Source organism: Sphingobacterium sp. HMA12 (assembly GCF_002933815.1).
GTDB lineage: Bacteria > Bacteroidota > Bacteroidia > Sphingobacteriales > Sphingobacteriaceae > Sphingobacterium.
Genome location: NZ_BEYR01000001.1, coordinates 2,255,652 through 2,279,400 on the forward strand (window position 1 = coordinate 2,255,652; position 23,749 = coordinate 2,279,400).

Here is a 23,749-nt window from a genome sequence, read left to right on the forward strand (position 1 = left end):
TTAATCTTTGATTATTTCTTTTGTTATTAACCGCGCCAACCGATCAGTTTCCAAATAGTCTTCCAATGTCGGATTAGCTATAAATTCCACTTTATCCAAAGTCCGCTCGATCACATCGCTCATTTCCAGAAAGCCGATTTTATTGTCTAAAAAAGCACCAACTACGACCTCATTAGCGGCATTCAGTATGCAGGATTTATTTCCACCGGCACGAAGTGTTGCGTAAGCCAGCGCCAAGTTACGAAACGTTTCCATGTCCGCTTTTTCAAAATGAAGCGTTGGATAGTCCATAAAATTGAAGCGTTCAAAATTATTTTCAAACCGGGCGGGATAAGTCAGCGCATATTGAATAGGCAATTTCATATCCGGGACACCCATTTGTGCTTTCAGGGAACCATCTTTAAATTGGACCAGGGAATGGACGATTGATTGAGGATGTACGATAACGTCCACCTGATCGATGGCAAGATCGAAAAGCCATTTTGCTTCGATCACCTCCAATCCCTTATTCATTAATGAAGCGGAATCTATCGTAATTTTTGCCCCCATAGACCAGTTGGGGTGTTTTAAGGCCTGTGCTTTCGTTACCTGTAACAGTTCATCCCGTTTTCTCCCACGGAAGGGGCCTCCAGAGGCAGTCACGTAAATTTTCTCAATCGGACTTTGATCCTCCCCGACCAGACATTGAAAGATTGCCGAATGTTCGGAATCTACAGGCAACATATGGACACCATATTCCTTGACCAGGGCCATGATCAGCTCCCCTGCAACCACAAGGGTCTCCTTATTGGCAAGGGCAATATCTTTCCCGGATCGGATGGCCGCAACCGTAGGTTTTAATCCTGCAGAACCCACAATCGCATTTAAAACAATAGCAATTTCGGTATATTGCACTACTTCGATCAAGCCCTCTTCACCGTATAAGACAGCTGTCGCCTGAGAAGCTAAGGCTTCTTTAACTTTTTTGTATTGGATTGGGTCGGTCACAACGACCGATTTTGGTTTAAACTCTAACGCTTGTTTGATCAATAATTCGCCATTGCTGCCGCAAGTCAGAACAACTGCCTCAAACTTATCCGGAAAGGCTCTAATAACATCCAAGGCTTGTGTACCAACACTACCAGTTGCCCCTAAAATGGCAATTCCTTTTTTACTCAAAACCTTCTCTTTATTAAAATATATTATTCAAAATCTTTGGATCCTCTCCACCGTGGTAGTCCGACATCATTTCCCGGTAAGCAACCGAAACAACAATACAGGCCAAAGGTACCACTAAGAACGAGCTCACAAGGTTCAAAATAATAAAAATTATGTAATATTCTAAATAATTAAAATACATCTGCAGTAATTGAAAAAAAGCAAATACTGCCAGGATCAATAATAATTTGAAGACATTTCCCTTGGTCAACGCAAAGCTAAAGCGTAATGACTTAAAGGTTCCCGCATGTTTATCAATGATAAAGAAAGGGTAAAATGCTACACGGATAATCAAAATAAAAGTCAATATTGCTGCCACGAAAACGACAAAGACAGTAAACTTACTCATGATTTCAGCACGATTTTCGCCATTTTCAAATAAATACAAAAAGGGTAGCGATACAGCTCCCAATAGCATCAGTAACGCGATAGACAGTACCATGATACTCAGCATTGCGCCGAAAAAATAAACCAATTCCTTACTACTCGGTATGCAATGGATCAATTTTTTATCCTGGTTGCCATCGATGAGATTGAGGATGTATTTAAACAAAGTAAGATTCAGTCCAAAATACATTACCATAAAAAAGAAGGCCATAAAACCACTCAGTACCACATTAAAATCACTGATCGTCGTGGCCAAAAAGTTGGATAAACCAGAGGTTACAAACAGTAAAAAACATAAGCCCGCAACCGAAAAATAATGCTTTTTCAGTAACTCCAACGACCTATTAAAAACTTCATTTACGGCAAAAGTACTTTCCTTTAGGAATTGAATCATTTTTTCTTTGAATAAACTTTTACAAAGATGCCATTATTTTTAATTTTCAACAATTTACACACACATAAAATTGACATTTTTTGTATTTTTTAACATAAAAAAATCCCTTATCCTAGCGAAAGATAAGGGATTTTGAACAGAATCGCAGTATAGATTACTTAAACTCCTTTGGAAGTGGTTTTTCCAATAGATATTGGTAATAAAAACGCGCACGTTCATTAAAGTCGTATTTACTTTTTGAGCGATTAAATCCATGACGGCTGCCCGGATAGATCATCAATTCAAAAGGTACGCTTCGATCTGTTAATTTATCAACCAGTTGAGTCGTATTCTGCAAATGAACATTGTCATCCATATCGCCATGCATGATACGTAATACGCCTTTGTAATTGTCTGTATAGGTCAATACAGACCCCGCTTTATAACCATCAGGATTATCCTGTGGCGTATCCATCCAACGTTCGGTATAATGTGTATCGTATAATTCCCAAGAAGTTACCGGTGCACCGGCAATACCAAAGTCAAATACATCGGCCGCTTTCGTCATCGCAAGGCAGGTCATGTAGCCGCCATAACTATGGCCCGTGATCAATACTTTGTTTTTGGCTACCCACGACTGAGATTTCAACCATTTTACAATCGTGGAATAGTCGATGATTTCCCAATGCCCCAGATTACGGTGCATGTAAGCAACCCCTTGTTTACCGAAATGTCCCGAAGCGCGATGATCTGCTGAAACTTGGATGACACCTTCATTTGCCCAATATTGATTGCCGGTACCTTTCCAGGTATCCTTGACGGTGCCCGCATCTGGGCCACCATAGATACTGAAAACAACAGGGTAAGTTTTGGATTTGTCGAACTCCGTAGGATAAGTAATCGTCAATGGCAAATCAAATAGTCCATCATCTGATTTAATATGTAAATATTCCGTTTTCCCATACGTATAGGAATCAAAGTCCGCAGCTTTGCTATCCGCCAGCTGACGGACTACCTTGCCCTGATTATCCACTAAGGCAAACCGTTCAGGCGTGCTCACATTGGAATATCGAGTGATAAAATACTTACCGTCAGGCGATACATTGACATCATGTGAATATTCACCAAAGGTCAGACGTTTTAGATTTTTGCCGGAGTAATCTACCCGATACAGATCAATACGGGCCGAATTTTCCTTACGCGCAGTAAAATAAAGCACCTTATTTTTCTCGTCTATGCGTTTGATCTCAGTCACCTGCCAATCACCGGATGTAATCGAATTTACTAAAGTGCCATCCAACTTATACAGGTAATAATGTGCCCAGCCCGTTTTATCCGATTTTAAAATATAATATTTATTGTCGGCAAGGTAAGTAATACGCTCATCGTGATCCAGGTTGATCCATGAAGACTGGCGCTCATCGTAAATTTCTTTTTTCGAGCCTGTATTTGGATCCACTTGGTAGAATTTCAGGTTGTTCTGATCCCTATTCATCCATTGCACCATGATATTTTTACTATCAAAAGCCCAATATGGCTGCCCAAAATACTGATCGTCCTTTTCATTGAAATCCGCCCAGGTTACTTTGCTCCCGTTCAGCTGCACAATACCCACTTTAACTTCCGGATTGGGATCACCCGCTTTCGGATAACGGGTCTCTTCGAGATAACCATGCTGTCCTTTGGATGAATAAATAGGGAACATGGGTACCTTAGTATCATCAAAACGCATAAAAGCGATTTTTTTACTATCCGGAGACCACCAAAAAGCTTTATAATTTGTCGGACGACCCAAAATTTCCTCGTAGTATACCCAAGAAGACCAACCATTGTAGATCACATCGGTGCCATCGTTGGTATACTGCGTTTCTTTCCCCGTATTTACTTCCACGCTATACAAGTTGCTTTTGCGTGTGAAGGCCACATATTGACCGTCTGGCGATAAGGTTGGATTCTGCTCGGCAACCTCAGGTGAATTGGTCAGTTTTTTTGCTGTCCCAGAGCCATTTCTGATAAAAACATCATTATTCTCCACGTAAACCACCGTCCCCTCTTTAGCAGGAATGGTATAGCTACTTCTCTTTCCTGTTTTGATGTTGACCTGATAAAGCTGGCTATCGTTGACGTCATTCTCCAGATAAGCGGCTCCATCCGCCCAGCCCGGATACTGATTTGTGCGCACGGTTAAAGACTGTTTCTGTCCCCAGGATTGCGCAAAATCCAATTTCTTCTGCGCAACTGTCAGATCATGCACAAAAAACACAATAGATGCGCCTAAGAGCACTCTTGATACTGTATTCATTAATTCTTGGATATGTTTATTAATTATTTCAGCTAAGATAAAGAATTGCGGTAAATAACGACGATTTTTACCTGTAACAAGCTTATTCAGCCCGATACTTATCCGATGAGCATCCTTAAAATGGGGAGGATCTTACAGTCTACCGATAATTTTCAAAAAGAGCAAGCTGCACACCTTCTTTTGGAAAATCGGTCTCTTCGACAAAATTAGAAATTGAAATTCCCAGCAGCCTCACCTTATTGGCTAAAGCAATCTTACTCAACAGACTATGGGCTGTAGCATAGATTTTCTCTTCGGAATCAAAACTTGTATCCAGCGTAATACTCCGTGTCAGCTGCACGAAATCAGCATACTTTAGTTTCAGTGTCAGTGTTCTGCCCGATATTTCCTTTTTTCCGATGCGTTCCCAAAGCTGTTTACTCAATCTCTGCAGTATGGCATTCAGTTCTTCAAAAGTCTCGATATCTACGTCAAATGTATCCTCTATTCCGACCGACTTACTGCTCCGATTGGGTGTGACGGGCCGGTCGTCTATGCCGCGGACAATACGGTAAAAAAAATGTCCGGTCTTACCAAACCAGCGTACCAGATCGTCCTCGCGCTGCTTTTTGAGATCCATACCTGTAAACAAACCCAACTCATGCATTTTCCTGGCAGTCACCTTGCCCACACCAAAGAACTTTTCTACCGGCAGGGATTCCATAAATTTAAGGATCTTTGAAGGGCCGATAAATGTCAGGCCATTAGGTTTATCCATATCGGAAGCAATCTTGGCAATGAATTTATTAACGGAGACTCCGGCAGAGACAGTCAGATTAAGTTCTTCCTTAATCGCGGCTTTAATTGCCCTGGCGATGTCAATGGCTGAACCGATGCCCTGTTTGTCCATCGTTACATCCAGAAAGGCCTCATCCAGCGACAAGGGTTCAATCAAGTCAGTATACCGCTGAAAGATTTCCCTGATCTGGTAGGAAACCTGTTTATATACATCAAACCGCGGGCGGGTAAATATGATATCCGGACAGAGCTGAAGCGCTTTACGGGAACTCATGGCAGATTTCACCCCAAATTTTCGGGCTTCGTAACTGGCTGTCGCTACGACACCTCGTCCATCTGGCGAACCACCTACCGCGATAGCCTTCCCCTGGTATTCCGGAAAATCCCGCTGCTCCACAGATGCATAAAAAGCATCCATATCCAGATGGATAATTTTACGGTATGTTTGGGGTGAATCCATTATCCAAATTTACAAAAATTAGCAAGAATCAACACAATTCGCAATCAAATACTAATATAATTAGCCCACCTAACCAATTATCAGGCAGTTAATATTTTAATCGTATATAATTAGCTTTTTCTTTGTCAATTTTTAAACTTATTATAATTGGCCGAGTTCTTGTGAGAATAGATTCTCAGTTAAAACACTTTCAGTATGCCGAAAAATATAGAATGGGCATAAATACCTTGGCTTGGAAGTGTCATTGGATAAAATGAAAAGAAAATAATACAGTAAAAACTAGCGTAAAAAATTATGGAAAATTTACCGGAACAAAAAAAGACTACATCAGGATTTAAGAAATTTCTATTTATCCTGTTACTCTTTTTGTTAGTAGGCTTTGGGTCTTATGGTTACTGGAAATACTATTATGTCTTTGGTGAAGGCGTAAAATCAGGTTATCTGAATTTTGCTGTCAAAAAAGGCAATATATTTAAAACCTATGAAGGAAAGCTCATTCAGGAAGGATTTGGCAGTGTCAAGACAGGTGGAATCGCCAGCAATCAATTCGAATTTTCCATCGAAGATGACTCCATATTCCGGCAGCTGGAACTAAATAGCGGCAAATATTTTGACCTTCGGTATAAAGAATACCATGGCGCATTGCCCTGGCGTGGCAATACAGTATACGTAGTTGACAAGATCATTAATATGAAATAATAAAGGAGGGGATTCCCCTCCTTTTATGCTGAATGCACATCTCTTACAGTTAACTGTTCTCCAAAATAGCTTTTGAGTATTGTGCCATCACCATGCAATGTCCACACTTCCCGTGGTGCCACCAGCTTAATATAATGCAGGATATCGTTCCAGTCGACATGATCCGATATATACAACTCAATATCATTCTGTGCCTGTAGCCGCTTCCATCCCGAGGCAAAGGCCCGCAATACTTTTGTAGCCCTAAAATAACTGTTGAAGGTCATGGGTGGCACTAGATAAACCTTATTCTGTTCACCCTGTTTCATTTCTCTGCGGTTGTAAGGTTCATAGTTCATTTTTTTAAGCCCATGGTCATCATATAGGCGATGATAAGGCAAGATTCCACTGTGTACCAGCACCCTTCTTTCCGGGCAATACCTATTGATCAGATCCGTCACCCGTTGCGCTTTACCAAGCACGTAAGTTCCCAATAGAATATTACTTGCATGTCCCTCGAGTTTCTTGATCTCTGCAATGGGGTCGGGATGGATGATCTCCGGATTTGCAAACGTGCTTTCAGTGATCAACACATCAGCCTCTTGCACCTCGATGGGTTCACAGGTCTCATCAGGCTGCAGTTTATAGTCGCCCGTATACAAATAACGTACGCCCCTGTACTCCATTAAGATCTGTGCCGAGCCCAAGATATGACCTGCGGGTAGGAAAGTAATTTCCACCGGTCCTATTTTAAAAGTGCCGTTAAACAATTTGACCTGATAGGAATCCTTGCGGTTCTGTTTATAGCGATAGCTCATAAACAACGCTGTTCCATTTGTACAATAGACATAATCATGCCCTGAACTGGCATGGTCGCCATGGGCATGTGACACCACATTATGCACTACGGGGTTACCCGCATCGATAAAAAAGTCGCCATAACGGCAATAATACCCTTCCGGTTTTCTGACCAAAAAGTCAGACAATATGATAGACATATAATTATTTTAGAAATTTCTGATGCAATGTCCACACCTGCGGTAGCAGTGGAGTGATTCCATCGTTAACGATGACGAAGTCCGCAAGCTGCAGTTTTTCCTCGTCAGACAATTGTTTGTTAATACGTTCGCGTACCTGTTGTTCCGTTACCCCATCCCGCTCGATGACACGTTGTATACGAATATCCATTGGAGCAGTGACCAATATGGTATAATCCAGTTCTTTATAGGAGCCGCTTTCGAAAAGTAACGCGGCCTCTTTGAGAGAATAACGTGTAGTCTGCCGCTCGGCCCAATCTTTCGCTTCCTGAATGACAATCGGATGCACAATACGATTTAACAGCGTCAGTTTATCCTTATCCGAAAAGACCATATTGGCGAGGAAAGCCCTGTCCAACTGACCCTCCTTGTACGTTGCTTCCCCAAACTTCTCGATCAATCTCTCTTTGATCCTTGCATCGGCATTCATCAGTCTCTTGGCTTCTTCATCCGCATTATAGACCGGTATCCCCAAGGCTTCAAAAAGCTTGCAGATAAAGGTTTTTCCGGAGCCTATTCCGCCTGTTATTCCAATTTTCAGTCCCATTTTATCACGCTATTTTCGTACAAAGAAGTCCACATTTTGCGGCACAACACTGATAATCTTACAGTAATCTGGCACCTTGGTCAGTAGGATCGGCAGATATTGCACCTCATTCTTTTCCCAGTCTGACAGATCCACCACCGCCTCAAAATCACGGGATGTATAATTGTTATAATCCTTGACCGACATCAGTACTGTGATCACCACCTTACTGGGATTGGGCCTTACGGAACTATAACGCTGTCCATTTTCAACCTTTACCGGCAATTCGATGACTTTCTCTGTCAGCTCCCCTACGGGCATCAGCACCTCCACGGATGTGGGATAGACATTGATATTTCCCTTTTGATTGCGGGCGAGATTAGCCACAGTGCGCACATCAGTTTCCACCTCTTTTCCACGAACAGTATCTGTTTCCCAATATTCAATGGTAGAAACATCCTCGTATGGTCCTGTTATGGTCACGTAAGCAGGTGTTACTTTAGTATCAGCAATAACACCATATCCCTTTTTAAATAAGATATTGGATAATGGCTTTACCGGCACTTTTCGCTGTGTTTGTTTCGAAAAATCAAAAAACAAAGTATCGGGACTCACCGACACTACACGTTGTTCATGCGGAAACTGACGATTGATAAATCCCAGTTGATTGGAAAAAACAATCCAATCTTTTGTTTTCAGTGAGCTGAGGTCCACTTGCACCTTGGGTGTTTCCAATGCCGCTTTCGAAAACAGGAACTGCCAGCCCGTCATCTCGAGCTTTACTTTGACTGTATCCGATTGTTGTGGATGAAAAGCACGCTTTTCCGGTAGGTTAACATATTCTATCGCAGCCTTGACAGATACTGTATATTGATTGGAAATTGAAAACAACAACCAAGCCAGCAACGAAATTGCAACACAACGCACAAAGATGTTGATCTTGCGCCGTTGGGTCTTATTTAGTCGAACTGCATTTGCCATGTTACAAACTTAATCAATTTGCGTAAAAATCAGCTACAGCATCTATTTTTATCTGATACATTGTCATTCCAATATCACCTAGATCATGTGTAACTATTGGATCAAGCCCATTTTTCAATAAAGATTCCATCATTTCGGTTTTGCTTATGTTCAACGACATAATGAGCTGCTGATCAACTTTCGATTGTTTGAGATTTCTCCAAAAGTTCAATATTTCCCATCAAATATATTCGTAAACTATTTTTGAGGATGGGGTTTATGTAGCATTTTAGCCTTTTTATGCGTTTGCTGAATTTTGTAAAGACGCGTAGCCATTTCCAATCGTTAACCTACCTAATCGCTCCATCACCTTTTTCTCCTTCGTCGCTAGTATCTTGAGTGTTTCCGACGCCTGTTGCATATACTCAACCCCAGCTGTCTCACTTATTTGATTAAACAGGTCTGAAACGGGTCTCCATAACAAGGCTATTTCTACAAATTCTTGATATGCCTCACGAAGTTCATCGATTCGCAGCAGGTCGTAACTTTCTTTTAAGAAATCGCGATATAAGTTCCGAAACAGCGCTCCTCCGGTACCGGCTTTTTCCATAAGATTGGCAGCCATTTTAAATTCAGCAGCTATATCCTTACTCGTATTAAACCATTTTACAAGCTCCTGGCTCGTCTTCAAAATTCCCTTGTAAGAAATATTTCTAATAGGCGGATTTAGATATTCGTTTGCATTGTTGACAATGGCCGTAATGACGGACTTTTTTAAGTCAAAGTTTTCACTCGTTCGCTGTATTGTGTAGTACAAGTTATTTGATGCCATTGGCCCCTTCTCTGCCCTTGCCAAAGCCAGACTTCCGAGCGAGGTTTTGACTTTCCCACCCTGCTGTCTGGTATCGACCAAAAAAGCGTTTTGGTTGTCGTAACCGTAGATCGCGACATAGTGCCCAGCGAAATGGAATGGATTGGTGAAATACTCAAGGTAATAAGCATCAAGTTTAAGCCCAACGATTTGCCCTCCATCCAAAAGCTGTTTGACATTTTGCCAAGCCTTTGCTTTTGACGTAGTTTTGCTCACAATAAGCTCTAGATTGAGGTTTATGCAGAGATTCTTTGTCAACAGGTCCGTCTTGATGCGTCCACCCAAAAAAGGGAAATCCATTGTTTTCATCTTCCAATAGATAAAACTAAGCCCCTCCCCGAGCCCAAAAAGCATGGGTTCGGAAAGTTCAATTCCGAGTTGTCGCAGTAATGTTCCGGTAGCTGTAGTTTCACAATGTTGTCCGTCAAACAATTTTAGATTGTTCATGATTTGTTCTTTTACTTAAAATTAGTCGTCCGAACTGGCATCAGTATGTCAACAAGCTTACCTGCCAATAAAACAGTGGGATTGTAATAAAAATAACGATGTAGACAAAAAAGCTGATTACACTTTAATAATTAGTCACACGGGCTTAAATACTCGTGTAGCATAAGGTCCTCTCTATCATTGATCTTTAATAGCGAACCTTCTTTCATCAGATAAATTTCGTCGCTGACGTCCATGACATCTTGATAATAGTGATCAGAAATCAAAATCCCTTTATGTTGTCTCATGTGATGAAGATGCTCCTTAAACAACTCGGTATATAACGGACTTAACCCTACAAAAGGCTCATCGAAAAGTGAATAATTTGTATTGGAATATAATATCAAAAGATCTTCAAATAACCTGGCGAATCCAAGGGAAAGATTCCCAAACTTGAAATGAATATGTTGCTGAATGACTGGAATTTCGATCAAAGGCGAATTTTGAAGATCAAAAAGCTCAATGCATCTACTAACAGACAAACTTTTGGGTACAAATCCATTTTGAGGTAGATAACCAATTTCTTTGGTAAGATATCCTCTCTTAAATACTTTCCCATCACATTTCATAAATGCAAAATCCACTTTGCTGTTCCCAAAGATACAGTTCATTAATGTCGACTTTCCGCTTCCATTTCGCCCCAATATACCGACGACCGTATTGCCGGGCACCTGCAGATATACCCCCGAAAGTATCACCCTTCCGTCACGACTGAAAGAAAGACTATCTATATATAAACTACGATCTGTACACATAAAAAAATATAAAATATGAGATCAATCAGGTAAATGCCGCTCAATATTTTTGTAGGAGAATATCCTATGTTGGATAAAAAAAGCTTTTTTTTTCGAAGATTAAAAGCATATTCACCAAGAAAAGACAACAACAGGCCAACGAATTTAAACCAAAAAAAGAGCACAAGAGAAGCTACACCATGCCGCTCAACAAAACCAGGCATTTGAAATACCAGACATACCGTTACAAACAAATTGAATAAAATAACAAAACTAAAGAATTGAAAGATCAGCTTTATCATTACTCACCTTCTCTTGTTTAATGCGTCCAATAATATAGCGACCGGCCCAGCATTTCTGCAAAAAACATCCCAATATCATCATTAAAGCAAGACTAGTCAATACCATTAGCCCTTTGGTCCGTGTGTCTATATTTATCTTCATAATTGATTATATTAAACCTTTAAGTTACAAAAAATTATTCTCAATGGAAACGATTCAATTCCGTCTCGATTGAAAACTCGTACATATTTTGAATAAAACTGAGCATTTTAACATACTAAAAAATGCCAACCATAGATCTGAACCTAAAAAGTATTGCCCTCCTGCGCAACAGAAAAGAACGCCGTTTTCTCTAGCCGAAAGGTGCACGGTAACGATCTTATTATGTCCGGTACAAGCTAAAAATTGCTTATTACCAACTTCTCAATTAATAGGGTAAATACAGGGAGTTAACAGGGGGTTAACAGGGGGATTACAGGGATAAATCCCTATTAATCCCCTATTAATCCCCTATTAGATCCATGTAAAACTAGTGTTACATCTTTTTTAATTTAGAATTTAGTATTAACTTGATAATAACATAGATACCAACAGTTATAAACAATAGAAAGAAACGACTATGGCGATTTTACAAAATGGCCCCAATGGCCCAATTATCGGAAAATTCGGTTCTGTCAATGCCTATCTATTAAACGGACAGAACGTTGTAAGGGGACCTAGGAGAAAACGTACATCCCCACCCAGCGAATTAGAACTTCTTAACAGGAAAAAGCAAAAAGTAGCCGGAAGATTTGCCGGTGATAATAGTGGGATACTTGATTTTGGTTACCGGTTTTTAGCGAAAAAAGGAAGTCGGATTGGCGCTTTCCAATTGGCTCAGCGCCACATTTTTAAAGAGGCTCTGGAACTGGATTCCGAGAACAACCCATTTGTCAATCCCGAGAAACTGATCATATTTGCAGGACAGTTGACACCCTTGGCCAGCTGCGAAGTTAAGCTTCAGGGTAATATTGTTGAACTCAAGTGGACACCCAATGGTCAATATAATGGTAGTAGATATAAACTTAATTTGGCATTAGTTGGCTTACAGGGTGAATCTCGCTTAAAAACATCAATTGCAGAAGTGCGACAAGGAGCTTGCTCACTGCAGATTGATGATATAAGTAAAAAAAACTGTGATTATCATGTTTATGTTTGTATATGGGATACAGTGGATGGCGGCTTTTCAAATTCCATCTATTGCGGCGTTATATAGCATATGATATGAACGCCTAAATAGGCAATACAACAGGAAAATTTGCGTAGCAGTGGTTCCATAAAACAAAAAGCCAGATTCTTTCGGAGACTGGCTTTCTTTATTGTTTTAAAAATAATACTTAAGAAGCACTTTTTTCAGTTGCATTAGCAGCTTTTGAAGCATCTAACGCAATGGCAGACTTGTCAAACCGAATTCTCACACCTGAACCTACATCTACCAAGAAAGTAGTTTCAGATACCTCTACGATGCGTCCGTGGATACCGGCAGTGGTAACAACTTTAGAGTTTACACCCAATTCTTCAATGTATTTCTTATGATCTTTTTGCTTCTTCATTTGCGGTCTGATCATGAAGAAATAAAATACCACAATGATCAAAACCATTGGTAAAAAACTCATCATGCTACTTCCGCCTGCTGCTTGTAATAATACTGTATTCATCTGTTATTATATCGTTTAATAATGTGTTATTTTGGTAATACTTCACCCTTAAGTTGAACAGTCGTCATACCGTTGGAAGCATTTGATTGAATCGTGATGATCTTTTGCTGCTTACCTACCTGTCCCTCACTCTTGAAAGTTACATGGATATCCGATGTTCCCCCCGGTAAAATAGGGCTTTTTGAAAACTCTGGCTGCGTACAGCCACAAGAAGCAGTCACTTTGGACAAAATAACCGGCGCATCACCCGTATTCTTCAATACGAACGTGTGTTTCACTTCTGCACCTTCTTTGACCTGACCAAAATCGAAAGCCGATTCTGCAAATTCTACTTTACCCAATTGCGCCGCAGCTTTAGAAAGACTGTCTACCGCAACTGCCTCAGTTCCTGTCTTAGCCGTTTCCGCTTGTCCCTTTTGAGCATTTCCACAAGAAAAGAAAAGCACCGATGCCAAAGCTAACACTGAATATTTACTAAAGTTCTTCATTTGTTGATTGATCTTTAATCCCTTAAACCACGACCTGCCTTCTGGATTCTCCCCTGTTGGTTCAGGTCGCTTAATATTTTATCTAAGATACCGTTAATAAATGTATTACTTTTCAATGTACTGAATACCTTAGAGATTTCAATATACTCATTTATTGTCACTTTCACTGGAATAGATGGAAAATTCACTAATTCACATATTGCCATACGCATCAACAAAGTATCCATCAAAGCAATACGATCTGACTCCCAGTTCTTTGTCTTATCAGAGATCAGTTTCTGATACTCATTTGTATTGCGAATTGTCTTACCCAACAAGGCAATGACATAATCGCTATCATCGTTCCAGTTTTGGGTAATTTCAGCAAGCTTGTTTTTGCGCGGGTCTTCTGAACTGAAGTTCTTAAAAGTTTTCGCGATCAATGCTTGCAACACTTCTTTATCGACAGGCCAGTTGATAAATTTCTCCTCAAAAACCTGCTCGATAACCGGTGATTTCAAAATGATCTTTTTAAAGATATACTTAATGATATCTTTCTCCGTACCGATCGAACGGTCCTCCTGCTGTAAATATTCCAAATAAGCCTCAGAATCCTTTAACTGCAAAAATACCGTACGCACGATCTCTGGGTCAAAGCTCCATGAAATCTTATATTTTTTGACTCCCTCGGCATATTGCGGATTTTGTCTCAATGACTCAATAAAAGTATTTGTACTTAACTTGGTCGTTAAAGACAAGTCTTTTTCAGTCGGCAAAAACTTGTTGGCTCTGCCTTCTGCGTCTATCAATACATAATCGGATACCTCATCCAATAGATTTAGTGTCCAGATATACATTTCGTAGACCTCATCCACATTTTTTAATAGTGCTTTTTCAAATGTTTTGATGTCTTTGTCTTCTGTAAGACTGTACGCATAAAGCGTTTGCACTACTTTTACCCTCAGGTGTCTCCTGTTTAACATAGTAATTTTAAAGAACGATTTTTTATAAACTAATAAATAAGAACGATTTTGGGAAGAAGACTATCTTTTGATTTTTTTGATATCTTGGATACGTTTCTCCGCAATGCGATTGGCCGCTTCAAAAGTAGAGATATTCTCTTCTTTTGATTTTTTCAACACGTCTCTCGTCGCATTATATATGTTTTTGATCACAAATTCCGTGTGATCCACCCCATAATTCTGAATTTCTGAATAACAACTGATCAATGCACCTGCGTTGATTAAATAGTCCGGTGCATACAATATACCTCGCTCGTGAAGAATTGTACTTGTCGCAACCTCATCTTTCAGCTGGTTGTTTGCCGAACCGGCAATTATTTTACACTGCATTTTTTGCGCCGACTCGGGATTTACTGTACCGCCCAATGCACAAGGTGAATAGACATCAAACTCATGATCAAATACCTCATTGTATGGGATTGGCTCAGCTTTGTATTTGGCCGCCACCTTAAGCATTTTCTCTTCGGTAATGTCGCTCACGTAAACACGTGCATTTTCTTCACGCAACATGGCAATCAATCGCTCACCAACGCTACCTACTCCGTGTACAATAACTTTTTTGCCTGCTACACTCTCCGATCCATACAGCTCTTTCAAACAGGCTTTAATACCGAAATAAACACCTTGGGCTGCAAAAATTGAAGTATCTCCAACCCCACTGCCGTGAATCGCCTTTGGCAGGCCAGCAACATGTTCGGTTTCCGTATAAATATATTCTAAATCGCGCTGTGTTGTACCCACATCCAAAGACGCGATAAAATTACCGTTCAATCCTTCAATAAACTGGCCCAAACGGCGCAATAGAACCTCAGATTTGTCCAAACGGCTATTACCGATAATAACAGCACTTCCGCCACCTAGGTTCAATCCAGTGATAGCGGATTTATAGGTAATGGCCTTGGATAAACGTAAAGCATCCTCAATAGCTTCTTCTGTAGTTTCGTATGGCAACATACGAACCCCTCCTATTGCCGGACCCAATGTGGTATCATGGATCGCAACAATAGCTTTTAAGCCCACTAATTCATCATTACAGAAAAATAAGTTTTGATGGCCAGACTGGCTCATCAATTCAAAAATAGAATTTTGAGATGTTGACATAAAATGTACTACTCTAATTTGTTTTAATTTTTTAAGGTACTTGATGCAAAAGTAGGAAAATTATTCGTTGTGCATAATATCTTTTTTTATCCAAGACTTAACATTTGATTTCCCAATGACAGTAATTTCATCGAAATATAAAGCATAGTTGACGAATTAGTCCTATTTTTGTACCCATAATATGAAGGATCTCGCCTACTTAAATAAGTACTTTTATAAATACCGCTGGAAACTGGTTCCGGGGGTGATTTTTGTTATCATTTCCAATTACTTTGGGGTGCTCCCCGCTAAAGTAATTCGCGAAGCGTTTGACTTAGTACAAGAAAATATTTATCTCTACCGCCTGTTTGACGGATTTGATAGACAGGAACTGATTTATAAGGTGTTTGGCACAAGCCTGCTGTTCTTCGGTTTTGTGGTCCTATTGCTCTCGCTCCTGCGCGGTATTTTCTTATTCTTTATGCGGCAGACCATTATTCTGACTTCCCGTTATATCGAGTATGATCTTAAAAATGAGATTTACAACCATTACCAAGAACTGAATTTCGGGTTTTTCCGGAAAAATAATACGGGTGATCTGATGAGCCGTGCAACAGAGGATGTCAACCAGGTCCGTAATTATCTGGGGCCGGCCATAATGTACGCCATTAATACCGTGGTCCTGTCCATTATGGTTATCTATGCCATGTATAGCGTCAATGGAAGGCTGGCGACGTATGCATTGGCTCCGATACCTGTCTTATCGGTCATCATTCTTTTTGTCAATAAAATTATCAATAAGCGCAGCTTAAAAATCCAAAAACAGCTGGCAAACCTGTCTTCTTTTGTTCAGGAAACGTTTGCAGGTATCCGTGTCATCAAGACCTATACCCGGGAGGAGAACAAAATGCAGGCCTTTGAAAAGGAAAGCACCATCTACCGCAACACAGCGCTGGATCTAGTTAAGGTACAGGCGGTTTTCTTTCCTCTTATTTTATTGCTGATCGGTCTCAGCACCGTCATCACCATCTATATAGGCGGTATTGAAGTTGCAAAGGGAACAGTCACTGCCGGAAACATCGCCGAATTTATTATCTATGTCAATCAATTGACCTTCCCGGCCATGTCTTTAGCATGGGTAACTTCGCTGGTACAACGGGCCGCCGCGTCACAAAAGCGGATCAATGAATTTCTGGAAACCCAATCACCGATCGGCAATGGTCAAATAGACAAAGAAATCGCTGGGGAAATCAAGGTGGACAATATTTCATTCACTTATCCTGAAACGGGTATTCAAGCCATTAAAAATATATCTTTCCGGGTACCTATCGGAAAAACATTGGCCATTATCGGAAAAACTGGTTCCGGAAAATCTACGCTGGCCAACCTACTGCTACGTATGTATGATATAGACAAAGGTAATATCCAATACGACGGCATCGCATTAAAGGATCTCAATTTCAAAAATCTACGTCAGCAAATTGGCTTTGTCCCTCAGGATGTATTCTTATTTTCAGATACAATTGCCAATAACATCGGTTTCGGACTGGACCATTTCACGCAGGAACAGATCGAACAAGCAGCCAAGGACGCGGCAGTGTATGACAATATCATCGCTTTTGACGAAGGCTTTGAAACGGCTGTAGGAGAGCGTGGTATCACGCTTTCGGGCGGTCAAAAACAACGTGTATCCATTGCTAGAGCGTTGGTAAAAGAACCAAATGTATTGATCTTTGATGATTGCTTATCTGCGGTGGATACCAAAACCGAAGAAACCATCTTACGCTCATTGAGTCGCATCATGAAGGGCAAAACCTGTATTTTTATAGCCCACCGGATTTCGACCATCAAAAATGCAGACCAGATCCTTGTCATGGATCAGGGTGAAATTGTCGAACAGGGCACGCACCTTGAATTAATGGAGAAAAGAGGCGAATACTTTGAACTCCATGAAAAACAACTGCTGGAAAGCGTGGAAGGATAATCTCAGAAGCCCAAAAATAATGGCAATAACATTGCACAAAATTAAATATCCCTGATTTCAGCTAATGAAAACGGGGGTTATCTCTTTTACATTTGCCTTATACATTTATAACAAACTTTTTATTGTATAAGTATCATGGAGAGAAACCAAGTGCAGAGCACATCATCAAACGACGGCAAGACCGTTGCCATCATTTCTTATTTAACCCTAATCGGTCTGATTGCAGCCATCATCATGAACAATAAGGAAAAGACTTCTTTAGGTCAATTCCACATCAGACAGAGTATCGGTATTACCGTCACAGGAATTGTATTGGGCCTGTTGCGCTTTATCCCCGGTATCGGTGGAATAATCATGAGTGTTGTCGGTATAATCTTGCTTATCGCTCTTATATTGGGTTTAATTGCGGCGTTCTCGGGCGAAAAAAAAGCAATTCCTTTTATTGGTGAAAAATATCAGCAATGGTTTAATATGGTTTAATCAACCTTTATTTTTTAGGCCCCATTGTAAAAAAAAGGCTGTCCAAAAACTGGAATGAAACCCGAAAGTAAAATAAATACTTTTGAAGGACAGTTCAGCGTTTGAGCAGCCTTTTTGCTGCTTTGTGATAATCACTTTATATCTCCAGCTGTCTGTACGGCTTTTTCTTCTTTAAAAAAAACAGCGAACAGGAACAGACAGAAAAATGAAATTCCAGCCGGTATAAACCATAGGTATTCCCAGAATTGATCGGCATAAGCCGCTTTGAGATAATCTGAAACCGCACCGGCAACCCAGAACCCAATCAGCATCCCCACGCCATACATGGCAATGGTGATCAGACCCTGTGCAGAAGCCTTATATTTTTCACCAGCAATCCGATCGGTATAGATCTGCCCGACGACAAACATAAAATCATAACAGATTCCATGCAGAACAATACCGAAGATAAGCAGAAAAGCTTTTTCCTGTCCATTTCCAAATGCAAAGAACAAATACCGCAATGCCCATGCGGCGATGCCCAATAAAATCATTTTCTTATAGCCCAATCGGCTAAAGAAAAATGGAATCAACAGCAAACAGATCGCTTCTGAAAACTGCCCCAGTGCCATTTTTGCAGTTGGATTTGGCATACCGACATTAACCAAAAAGGGGTTGGCATTTTGGTAATAAAATGAAATGGGAATGCAGATCACAATGGCCGTAACAAAAAAGATTAAAAAACTCCTTTGTTTTAACAGCCCCAGCGCATCCAGTCCGATAGCTTTTCCAAAATCAAATTTTTCCCTTTTAACCCGTATCTGCGGTGGAGTTTTGGGAAGAAACAGGCTGAACAGCGCTAAAAGCACAGAACAGACAGCACCCATAATAAAAGTATTGTGCAGGGCTCCCCGGCTTATTGCCTCAGGACTATCCCAGCGAAATAGATAGCTGATCACGAGCCCTGAACAGATCCAGCCGATCGTTCCCCATACCCGAACTCCCGGGAAATACTTTTTAGCATCCGCAATATGTCGGAAAGCAATACCGTTGGAAAGAGAAAGTGATGACATATAGGCCATGAAATACACAAAGACGTAGGGGTAAAAATGGCTGGCATCAGGTGCTTGGGACATCCCATAAAGCAAAACCGCCCCCAAGAGATGTAAAACCGAAAGCACCCGCTCTGCATTAAAATAACGGTCTGCGACAAAGCCAACAAAAAAAGGGGCAAATACTGCGCCCAGTGACTGCGTAGAAAATATATTGGCAACTTCCATTCCCGAGGCATTCAGGGATTTGACCAAGTAGGTACCTAAGGTAACAAACCAGGCTCCTTTGATAAAATACTCCAAAAACATCATCAGGGATAACTGGAGGCGTAAGGTAAGCGTCATAACGGTTTAGAATTGTTTCTGTTTACGAATATATCATTTATTTCGAAGACCTATCTGTCGGGTAAGTGTGCCCTTGTGTAACGATCTGTTTACCCTAATCTGATTTTATCTGCCCTAAACGCTTAACCTTAAAGCGACTTTCTAGAAGACTACCGCCCATTAAAGGTCTAAATCTGCGTTTTCAACGATCATCTTTTTTATCAATGAACGACCTTAATTGCCAAAGACAAAGATGGTGGTATAATGCCAGGCATCGCGATAGGATGATCGCTATCACGAACTGCGATTACCCCGGGAAGATCTCCCGCTATTCAGGTAAGGCATTCCGCATAAAATCCTCCCAGTTCCGACTGGCGATTTTTGTCAGATCAGTATCACTGTAGCCGCGTCGTTTCAATATCCCAAAAACCTTTTGGATATCAGCAATGGTCTCTAGATCATAAGGACATTGTTCCCGACCGAACGCTCCATCTAAATCACTTCCTACACCAACATGATTGACATTGCCAGCCAATTGGCAGATATGATCGATGTTATCGGCCATAATTTCCATAGAGCAGTTGCTGGATTTCGGGTCAGATGTACCGCGCACCCAGTTGGGTACCATCATCCAGGCATCCAAAGCAACGCCGATAACGGCTCCTTTGTCCGCTAAAATCTTGATCATCTCATCGCTGAACTGCCGATTGTGATCCACAAACTTCCGGCAATTGTTGTGGCTGGCCCAGATCGCACCACCATAGCGTCCCATAGCATCCCAAAAAGCATCGTCATTGAGATGTGTGGCATCCAGGATCATGCCCAATCGTTCCATTTCCTGCAACAACAGCACCCCTTGCGGATTGAGCTTACCGGAGGAATCGGTTCCATTCGCATACCTCCCCGGCCCATAATGCGCCGGGCCTATCGCCCGCAAACCATAATTATAGGCGACTTCCACATGACTGACATCAACCAAAGAATCGGCACCTTCCAGACTCAATAGGTAACCGATGGGCTTATCTGAATGATCTGTTCCCTGAGACCACCATGCAAGATGTTGATCCAAATCGGCCTTTGTTTTGATCATCTTCATCTGCCCATCAGCTTCCATGGCCTTGTACCAGGCTAACTGGCCTTGTGTCTGCGCCCAGGCCTGCTCCGCTGAATACCAGCCCGGCAATGGACTATCGAGAAGAACAAAGCGCGCGATTTGCGTGGCCACGACCAAACCGATATTCCCCTTGCGTAGTTCGTCAAAAGTAACTGTCGCTTTTGCGCGGTCGGGCTTATCGTTCATCCCCTGCTCCCGCAGGTTTAGTTCCTGAATGGGCAGCCGGAGATCCCGATTCCATTCCATGGCGTTCATGCTCAAATCGAGGTGTGCATCAACCACAAAAGGCATTTCAAATTCGTACATATCAATAATTTATCTTTTTACTTCGAGCCAGTACCTTCCAGACCTGATCAGCGACTCCTTTATCAATTACCTGCACCTCGTCGTAACAGGCGACTGTTGGACAGATGTGCCGTGGCACGCAATACAGCTCTTCGCCAATCTTAAAATCGGTACTGTCCCGCACTTCAACAACAAGATGCTCCTCACTCTGCATTTTGATCGCTCCGATCCGCCGGTCAAAAAATTTGACACGGGGCTGCGGCGATTCACTTGCAACAGACTTGTAACCCAGATCCAGACACAGATGTTTGTGATCCACAATGGAAACAACCCGTGTCAGTAATACCGCAGCTAGCAGAAAATCCTGTTCAACATAATTTTCGGCGTAACCAAAATCCCAGAACACAAAGGTCCCGGGACTGCATTCCACATCGCCACGTTCGGCATGGAACGGAAAACTGGGTGATCCGCCGATCACCTTTGTAAGCGGTGTAGAAGTAGAAACTTGCGCCATCAGGTAGGCCATTTCGAGCACAGAATATGCCTGCTGGCTTTGTTGTTCACGGACTTTGTGATCGTTATCATGAATATGCCCATCATAGCCATGTACACCGATCAAATGAATACCATCTAATAATTGAATATCAAGCACAAGACGCTCCATTTGGGTGATAGAAGCACCGGTACGCCCCATACCAACATTAACATCGATGTAAATTGCAAGAGGCTTGCCATTTTCCAGCCCTCGCGTTGATAACTCATGCGCAGAATCGGCATTGTCTACCAGGCAGGCATAATGTGTATTGGGAAATGCTTCGATCAAACGCAGCAAACGGTCAATCTTTGGTCCTACTGGCTGATAAGCCAATAAAACATCCTTCGCTCCGACGATGCCAAGAAGCTCGGCTTCAGCGATGGTTGCACATTTGAATTTGCTGATCCCGCTGTCCAACAATAACTGACAGACCTCCCTACATTTGTTGGTTTTGATATGTGGCCGTAAACGGCCGGCATCCCCATCGACAAATTTCAGCGCCCTTTCTATATTCCGAACAATACGATCAGGATACACCAGCAGTGCTGGGGAATCTACCTGATCCACATTTTGTACCCGATACCAATTTTCCATGATCCACCGATTAATATAACTCGAATAGCGCTTCTATTTCAACGGGAATATTATCCGGTAAAGAGCCAAATCCGACCGCACTACGTGTACCGATTCCATTTTCCTCACCCCATACCGCAGCAAACAACTCACTACAGCCATTGATTACCCCGGGGTGATACAGAAAATCGGATGTACAGTTGACCATACCCAATACTTTAATAACCCGTTTAATTTTATTCAACGAGCCCAAATTGGTCTTGATTGTCGATAACATGGTCAATCCCACCTGCTGGGCAGCCAGTTTTCCATCCTCGGGGCTGATATCACTACCAATCCGTCCGATAATCAGGGAGGCATCGTCCTGTACCGGTCCGTGTCCAGAAAGATAAAGATACTTGCCATCGATAACGTAGGGTTTATATACACCTTTAGGTGCTGGTGCCGGTGGTAATGTCAAACCTAATTTTTCAAATTGTTCATCTGCGTTGTACATCGTGAATGATTTTAATGTTTAAAAATATATGAGCTAATATAAAATAATTTGCAATAGCAAAACAGCGAGAAGTCCGACAATGGAAACGACGGCTTCCATAATCGACCAAGAAAATAAAGTATCCTTGACACTCAGGCCAAAATACTCCTTAAACAGCCAGAAGCCTGCATCGTTGACATGGGAGAACATGAGACTCCCGGCCCCAATTGCCAATACCATTAGATTGGGATCAACCTTGCCAGCTGTAACAATGGGTAATAAAACGCCCGCAGCTGTCAATGCGGCAACTGTTGCCGATCCTACACAACCTCTTATGACGGCGGTAATTAACCATGCTAATAACAAGGGTGAAATTGGAAGCTGCTGTAGCGTATTTGCCAACAACAAACTCACGCCGCTATCTTCCATAACTTGTTTGAATACACCCGATCCGGCAATGATCAGCAGGATCATTGCAATATCCCTGACAGCCGACTCATAGATTGACATAACTTTGACCATGGAACGGCCAAGTTTCAACCCCAATAAGTAGGTGGCTATGACTACTGCAATGACCATCACGACTGTTGGGCTGCCTATAAATTTCAGCCAGCGCTGTACTGTCGTGTCATCAGTATGGAATATATAGGGTATAAGGGTAAATAAAATAATCAATAAGACAGGTAACAAGGCTACTGCCAAACTGTTAACAACGGTAGGCTGCTTATATTCCTGTTGACCAACTGTTTTTTCCTGCCGGAAGATTGATTCTTGGCTCGGGAGCATATTCCGCAGGCTGCGGCCGAAAATAGGTCCGCCTAATACAATCGCCGGAATGGCGATCAAAAGACCATAAATCAATGTCAGTCCCATATCTGCATGAAAAAGTGCCACCAGAGCAACAGGTGAAGGATGGGGCGGAATAAATCCATGTGTTACCGATAATGCAGCCAACATGGGTAAGCCAATATACACCGCCGGCAATTTGTACCGATAAGAGATCGAAAAAATCAGGGGTACCAACAGCACAAAACCAATCCCATAGAACAGCGGAATCCCCACGACAAAGCCCGTTAGCATCAATCCCCATTGCAGGTATTTCTCTCCCATCAAGCGGACCATCTGTACAGCAATAATTTCAGCTGCACCACTCTCGGCGACAATCTTGCCCAACATCGCGCCAAGCACGATAATCAGCGTCAGGCTACCCATAACGCCCGCGATCCCTTTTTCAACGGTACCGACCAACTGATCCGGAGCAATGCCCAAACACAGCCCGCTGAGAATAGAAACCAATAAAAACGAAAGAAACGCATTAATTTTAAAATAAGTAATGCATAGGATAAGCAAACAAATGCTGATTACAATGAGGATTATGGTCATTATATCAATATTAGGTCAACCCCTCAAATGAGAGGTTTAATAAAGTTTTGGTCTAGTAAATCATTTTTTCATCCTGAAAGTACAATTATTTTTCTTTTTCTGCAAGGAAGATAAAAAATAATTGAAAATATCGCTAAGGAGGGGCATAACAGCGAAGGTATTTTTATAAAATGCGCTTGATGGATAAAGAATGGCGACATGACCTGAATCCGCAGCACTTGGAGAGGCA

At 41.6% G+C, this 23,749-nt stretch carries 23 protein-coding genes; 4 read left to right on the plus strand and 19 right to left on the minus strand.

The genetic code is table 11. The features are described 5' to 3' along the window. The 4 genes from HMAT_RS09645 to dinB form a co-directional block, all read right to left on the minus strand. The gene (locus HMAT_RS09645) at positions 1 to 1,158 is read right to left on the minus strand and encodes a 1-deoxy-D-xylulose-5-phosphate reductoisomerase (protein WP_104382501.1); all 1,158 of its coding nucleotides are present in this window, start codon (positions 1,156 to 1,158) and stop codon (positions 1 to 3) included. Positions 1,159 to 1,171: 13 nt separating this feature from the next. Next, a complete protein-coding gene (locus HMAT_RS09650; protein WP_104382502.1) occupies positions 1,172 to 1,978 on the minus strand; it encodes a beta-carotene 15,15'-monooxygenase in 807 nt (268 codons plus the stop codon). Between the two features lie 154 nt (positions 1,979 to 2,132). Continuing rightward, positions 2,133 to 4,259 (minus strand): S9 family peptidase, encoded by a 2,127-nt coding sequence (locus tag HMAT_RS09655; RefSeq protein WP_104382503.1) that lies wholly within the window; start codon positions 4,257 to 4,259, stop codon positions 2,133 to 2,135. Positions 4,260 to 4,398: 139 nt separating this feature from the next. Continuing rightward, positions 4,399 to 5,496 carry a DNA polymerase IV gene (gene dinB, locus HMAT_RS09660; protein ID WP_104382504.1) on the minus strand — a complete coding sequence of 366 codons (1,098 nt, stop codon included), beginning with the start codon at positions 5,494 to 5,496 and terminating at the stop codon, positions 4,399 to 4,401. Between the two features lie 294 nt (positions 5,497 to 5,790). On the opposite strand from dinB, the gene HMAT_RS09665 reads away from it, so the two are divergent. Continuing rightward, entirely contained in the window at positions 5,791 to 6,195 is a 405-nt protein-coding gene (locus HMAT_RS09665) for a hypothetical protein (protein ID WP_104382505.1), read from the plus strand. A gap of 23 nt (positions 6,196 to 6,218) precedes the next feature. Here HMAT_RS09665 and HMAT_RS09670 read toward each other — a convergent pair whose 3' ends face one another. The 6 genes from HMAT_RS09670 to HMAT_RS27035 all read right to left on the minus strand — a co-directional run bounded on the left by HMAT_RS09670 (position 6,219) and on the right by HMAT_RS27035 (position 11,232). Beyond that, a complete protein-coding gene (locus HMAT_RS09670; protein ID WP_104382506.1) occupies positions 6,219 to 7,172 on the minus strand; it encodes an MBL fold metallo-hydrolase in 954 nt (317 codons plus the stop codon). Between the two features lie 4 nt (positions 7,173 to 7,176). Continuing rightward, a complete protein-coding gene (gene coaE, locus HMAT_RS09675) occupies positions 7,177 to 7,758 on the minus strand; it encodes a dephospho-CoA kinase (RefSeq protein WP_104382507.1) in 582 nt (193 codons plus the stop codon). A gap of 9 nt (positions 7,759 to 7,767) precedes the next feature. After that, the gene (locus tag HMAT_RS09680) at positions 7,768 to 8,718 is read right to left on the minus strand and encodes a YbbR-like domain-containing protein (protein WP_104382508.1); all 951 of its coding nucleotides are present in this window, start codon (positions 8,716 to 8,718) and stop codon (positions 7,768 to 7,770) included. A gap of 277 nt (positions 8,719 to 8,995) precedes the next feature. Beyond that, positions 8,996 to 10,015 (minus strand): BtrH N-terminal domain-containing protein, encoded by a 1,020-nt coding sequence (locus tag HMAT_RS09690; RefSeq protein WP_104382510.1) that lies wholly within the window; start codon positions 10,013 to 10,015, stop codon positions 8,996 to 8,998. Positions 10,016 to 10,146: 131 nt separating this feature from the next. After that, the gene (locus HMAT_RS09695; protein ID WP_104382511.1) at positions 10,147 to 10,809 is read right to left on the minus strand and encodes an ATP-binding cassette domain-containing protein; all 663 of its coding nucleotides are present in this window, start codon (positions 10,807 to 10,809) and stop codon (positions 10,147 to 10,149) included. Between the two features lie 252 nt (positions 10,810 to 11,061). Next, positions 11,062 to 11,232 carry a hypothetical protein gene (locus tag HMAT_RS27035; RefSeq protein ID WP_158655737.1) on the minus strand — a complete coding sequence of 57 codons (171 nt, stop codon included), beginning with the start codon at positions 11,230 to 11,232 and terminating at the stop codon, positions 11,062 to 11,064. A 457-nt stretch (positions 11,233 to 11,689) separates the two neighbouring features. On the opposite strand from HMAT_RS27035, the gene HMAT_RS09705 reads away from it, so the two are divergent. Next, a complete protein-coding gene (locus HMAT_RS09705; protein WP_104382513.1) occupies positions 11,690 to 12,325 on the plus strand; it encodes a hypothetical protein in 636 nt (211 codons plus the stop codon). Between the two features lie 121 nt (positions 12,326 to 12,446). Here HMAT_RS09705 and yajC read toward each other — a convergent pair whose 3' ends face one another. The 4 genes from yajC to HMAT_RS09725 are packed head-to-tail and all read right to left on the minus strand — an operon-like array spanning position 12,447 to position 15,357. Further along, positions 12,447 to 12,767 (minus strand): preprotein translocase subunit YajC, encoded by a 321-nt coding sequence (gene yajC, locus HMAT_RS09710; protein ID WP_104382514.1) that lies wholly within the window; start codon positions 12,765 to 12,767, stop codon positions 12,447 to 12,449. 26 nt (positions 12,768 to 12,793) lie between these two features. Next, entirely contained in the window at positions 12,794 to 13,255 is a 462-nt protein-coding gene (locus HMAT_RS09715; protein WP_104382515.1) for a DUF1573 domain-containing protein, read from the minus strand. Positions 13,256 to 13,269: 14 nt separating this feature from the next. Next, positions 13,270 to 14,217, minus strand: coding sequence for a transcription antitermination factor NusB (gene nusB / locus HMAT_RS09720; protein WP_104382516.1), 948 nt, complete (start codon positions 14,215 to 14,217; stop codon positions 13,270 to 13,272). 60 nt (positions 14,218 to 14,277) lie between these two features. Next, the gene (locus HMAT_RS09725) at positions 14,278 to 15,357 is read right to left on the minus strand and encodes a Glu/Leu/Phe/Val dehydrogenase (protein WP_104382517.1); all 1,080 of its coding nucleotides are present in this window, start codon (positions 15,355 to 15,357) and stop codon (positions 14,278 to 14,280) included. A gap of 181 nt (positions 15,358 to 15,538) precedes the next feature. Between HMAT_RS09725 and HMAT_RS09730 the strand changes: the two genes are divergently transcribed. Together HMAT_RS09730 and HMAT_RS09735 are read left to right on the plus strand one after the other, a co-directional pair. Then, positions 15,539 to 17,320 carry an ABC transporter ATP-binding protein gene (locus tag HMAT_RS09730; protein ID WP_104382518.1) on the plus strand — a complete coding sequence of 594 codons (1,782 nt, stop codon included), beginning with the start codon at positions 15,539 to 15,541 and terminating at the stop codon, positions 17,318 to 17,320. Positions 17,321 to 17,455: 135 nt separating this feature from the next. Beyond that, positions 17,456 to 17,800: a hypothetical protein gene (locus tag HMAT_RS09735; RefSeq protein WP_104382519.1), complete on the plus strand. Its 345-nt coding sequence runs from the start codon at positions 17,456 to 17,458 to the stop codon at positions 17,798 to 17,800. 131 nt (positions 17,801 to 17,931) lie between these two features. On the opposite strand, the gene HMAT_RS09740 is transcribed toward HMAT_RS09735, so the two are convergent. From HMAT_RS09740 to HMAT_RS09760, 5 genes are all read right to left on the minus strand, one after another. After that, positions 17,932 to 19,176, minus strand: a complete 1,245-nt coding sequence (locus HMAT_RS09740; RefSeq protein WP_104382520.1) for an MFS transporter — start codon at positions 19,174 to 19,176, stop codon at positions 17,932 to 17,934. A 307-nt stretch (positions 19,177 to 19,483) separates the two neighbouring features. Next, the gene (locus HMAT_RS09745) at positions 19,484 to 20,575 is read right to left on the minus strand and encodes a dipeptidase (protein WP_233789167.1); all 1,092 of its coding nucleotides are present in this window, start codon (positions 20,573 to 20,575) and stop codon (positions 19,484 to 19,486) included. 1 nt (position 20,576) lies between these two features. Next, entirely contained in the window at positions 20,577 to 21,683 is a 1,107-nt protein-coding gene (locus HMAT_RS09750; protein WP_104382521.1) for a D-TA family PLP-dependent enzyme, read from the minus strand. Between the two features lie 10 nt (positions 21,684 to 21,693). Continuing rightward, positions 21,694 to 22,158, minus strand: coding sequence for a RidA family protein (locus tag HMAT_RS09755; RefSeq protein WP_104382522.1), 465 nt, complete (start codon positions 22,156 to 22,158; stop codon positions 21,694 to 21,696). Positions 22,159 to 22,191: 33 nt separating this feature from the next. Beyond that, the gene (locus tag HMAT_RS09760) at positions 22,192 to 23,520 is read right to left on the minus strand and encodes a gluconate:H+ symporter (RefSeq protein ID WP_104382523.1); all 1,329 of its coding nucleotides are present in this window, start codon (positions 23,518 to 23,520) and stop codon (positions 22,192 to 22,194) included. Positions 23,521 to 23,749 lie beyond the last annotated feature (229 nt).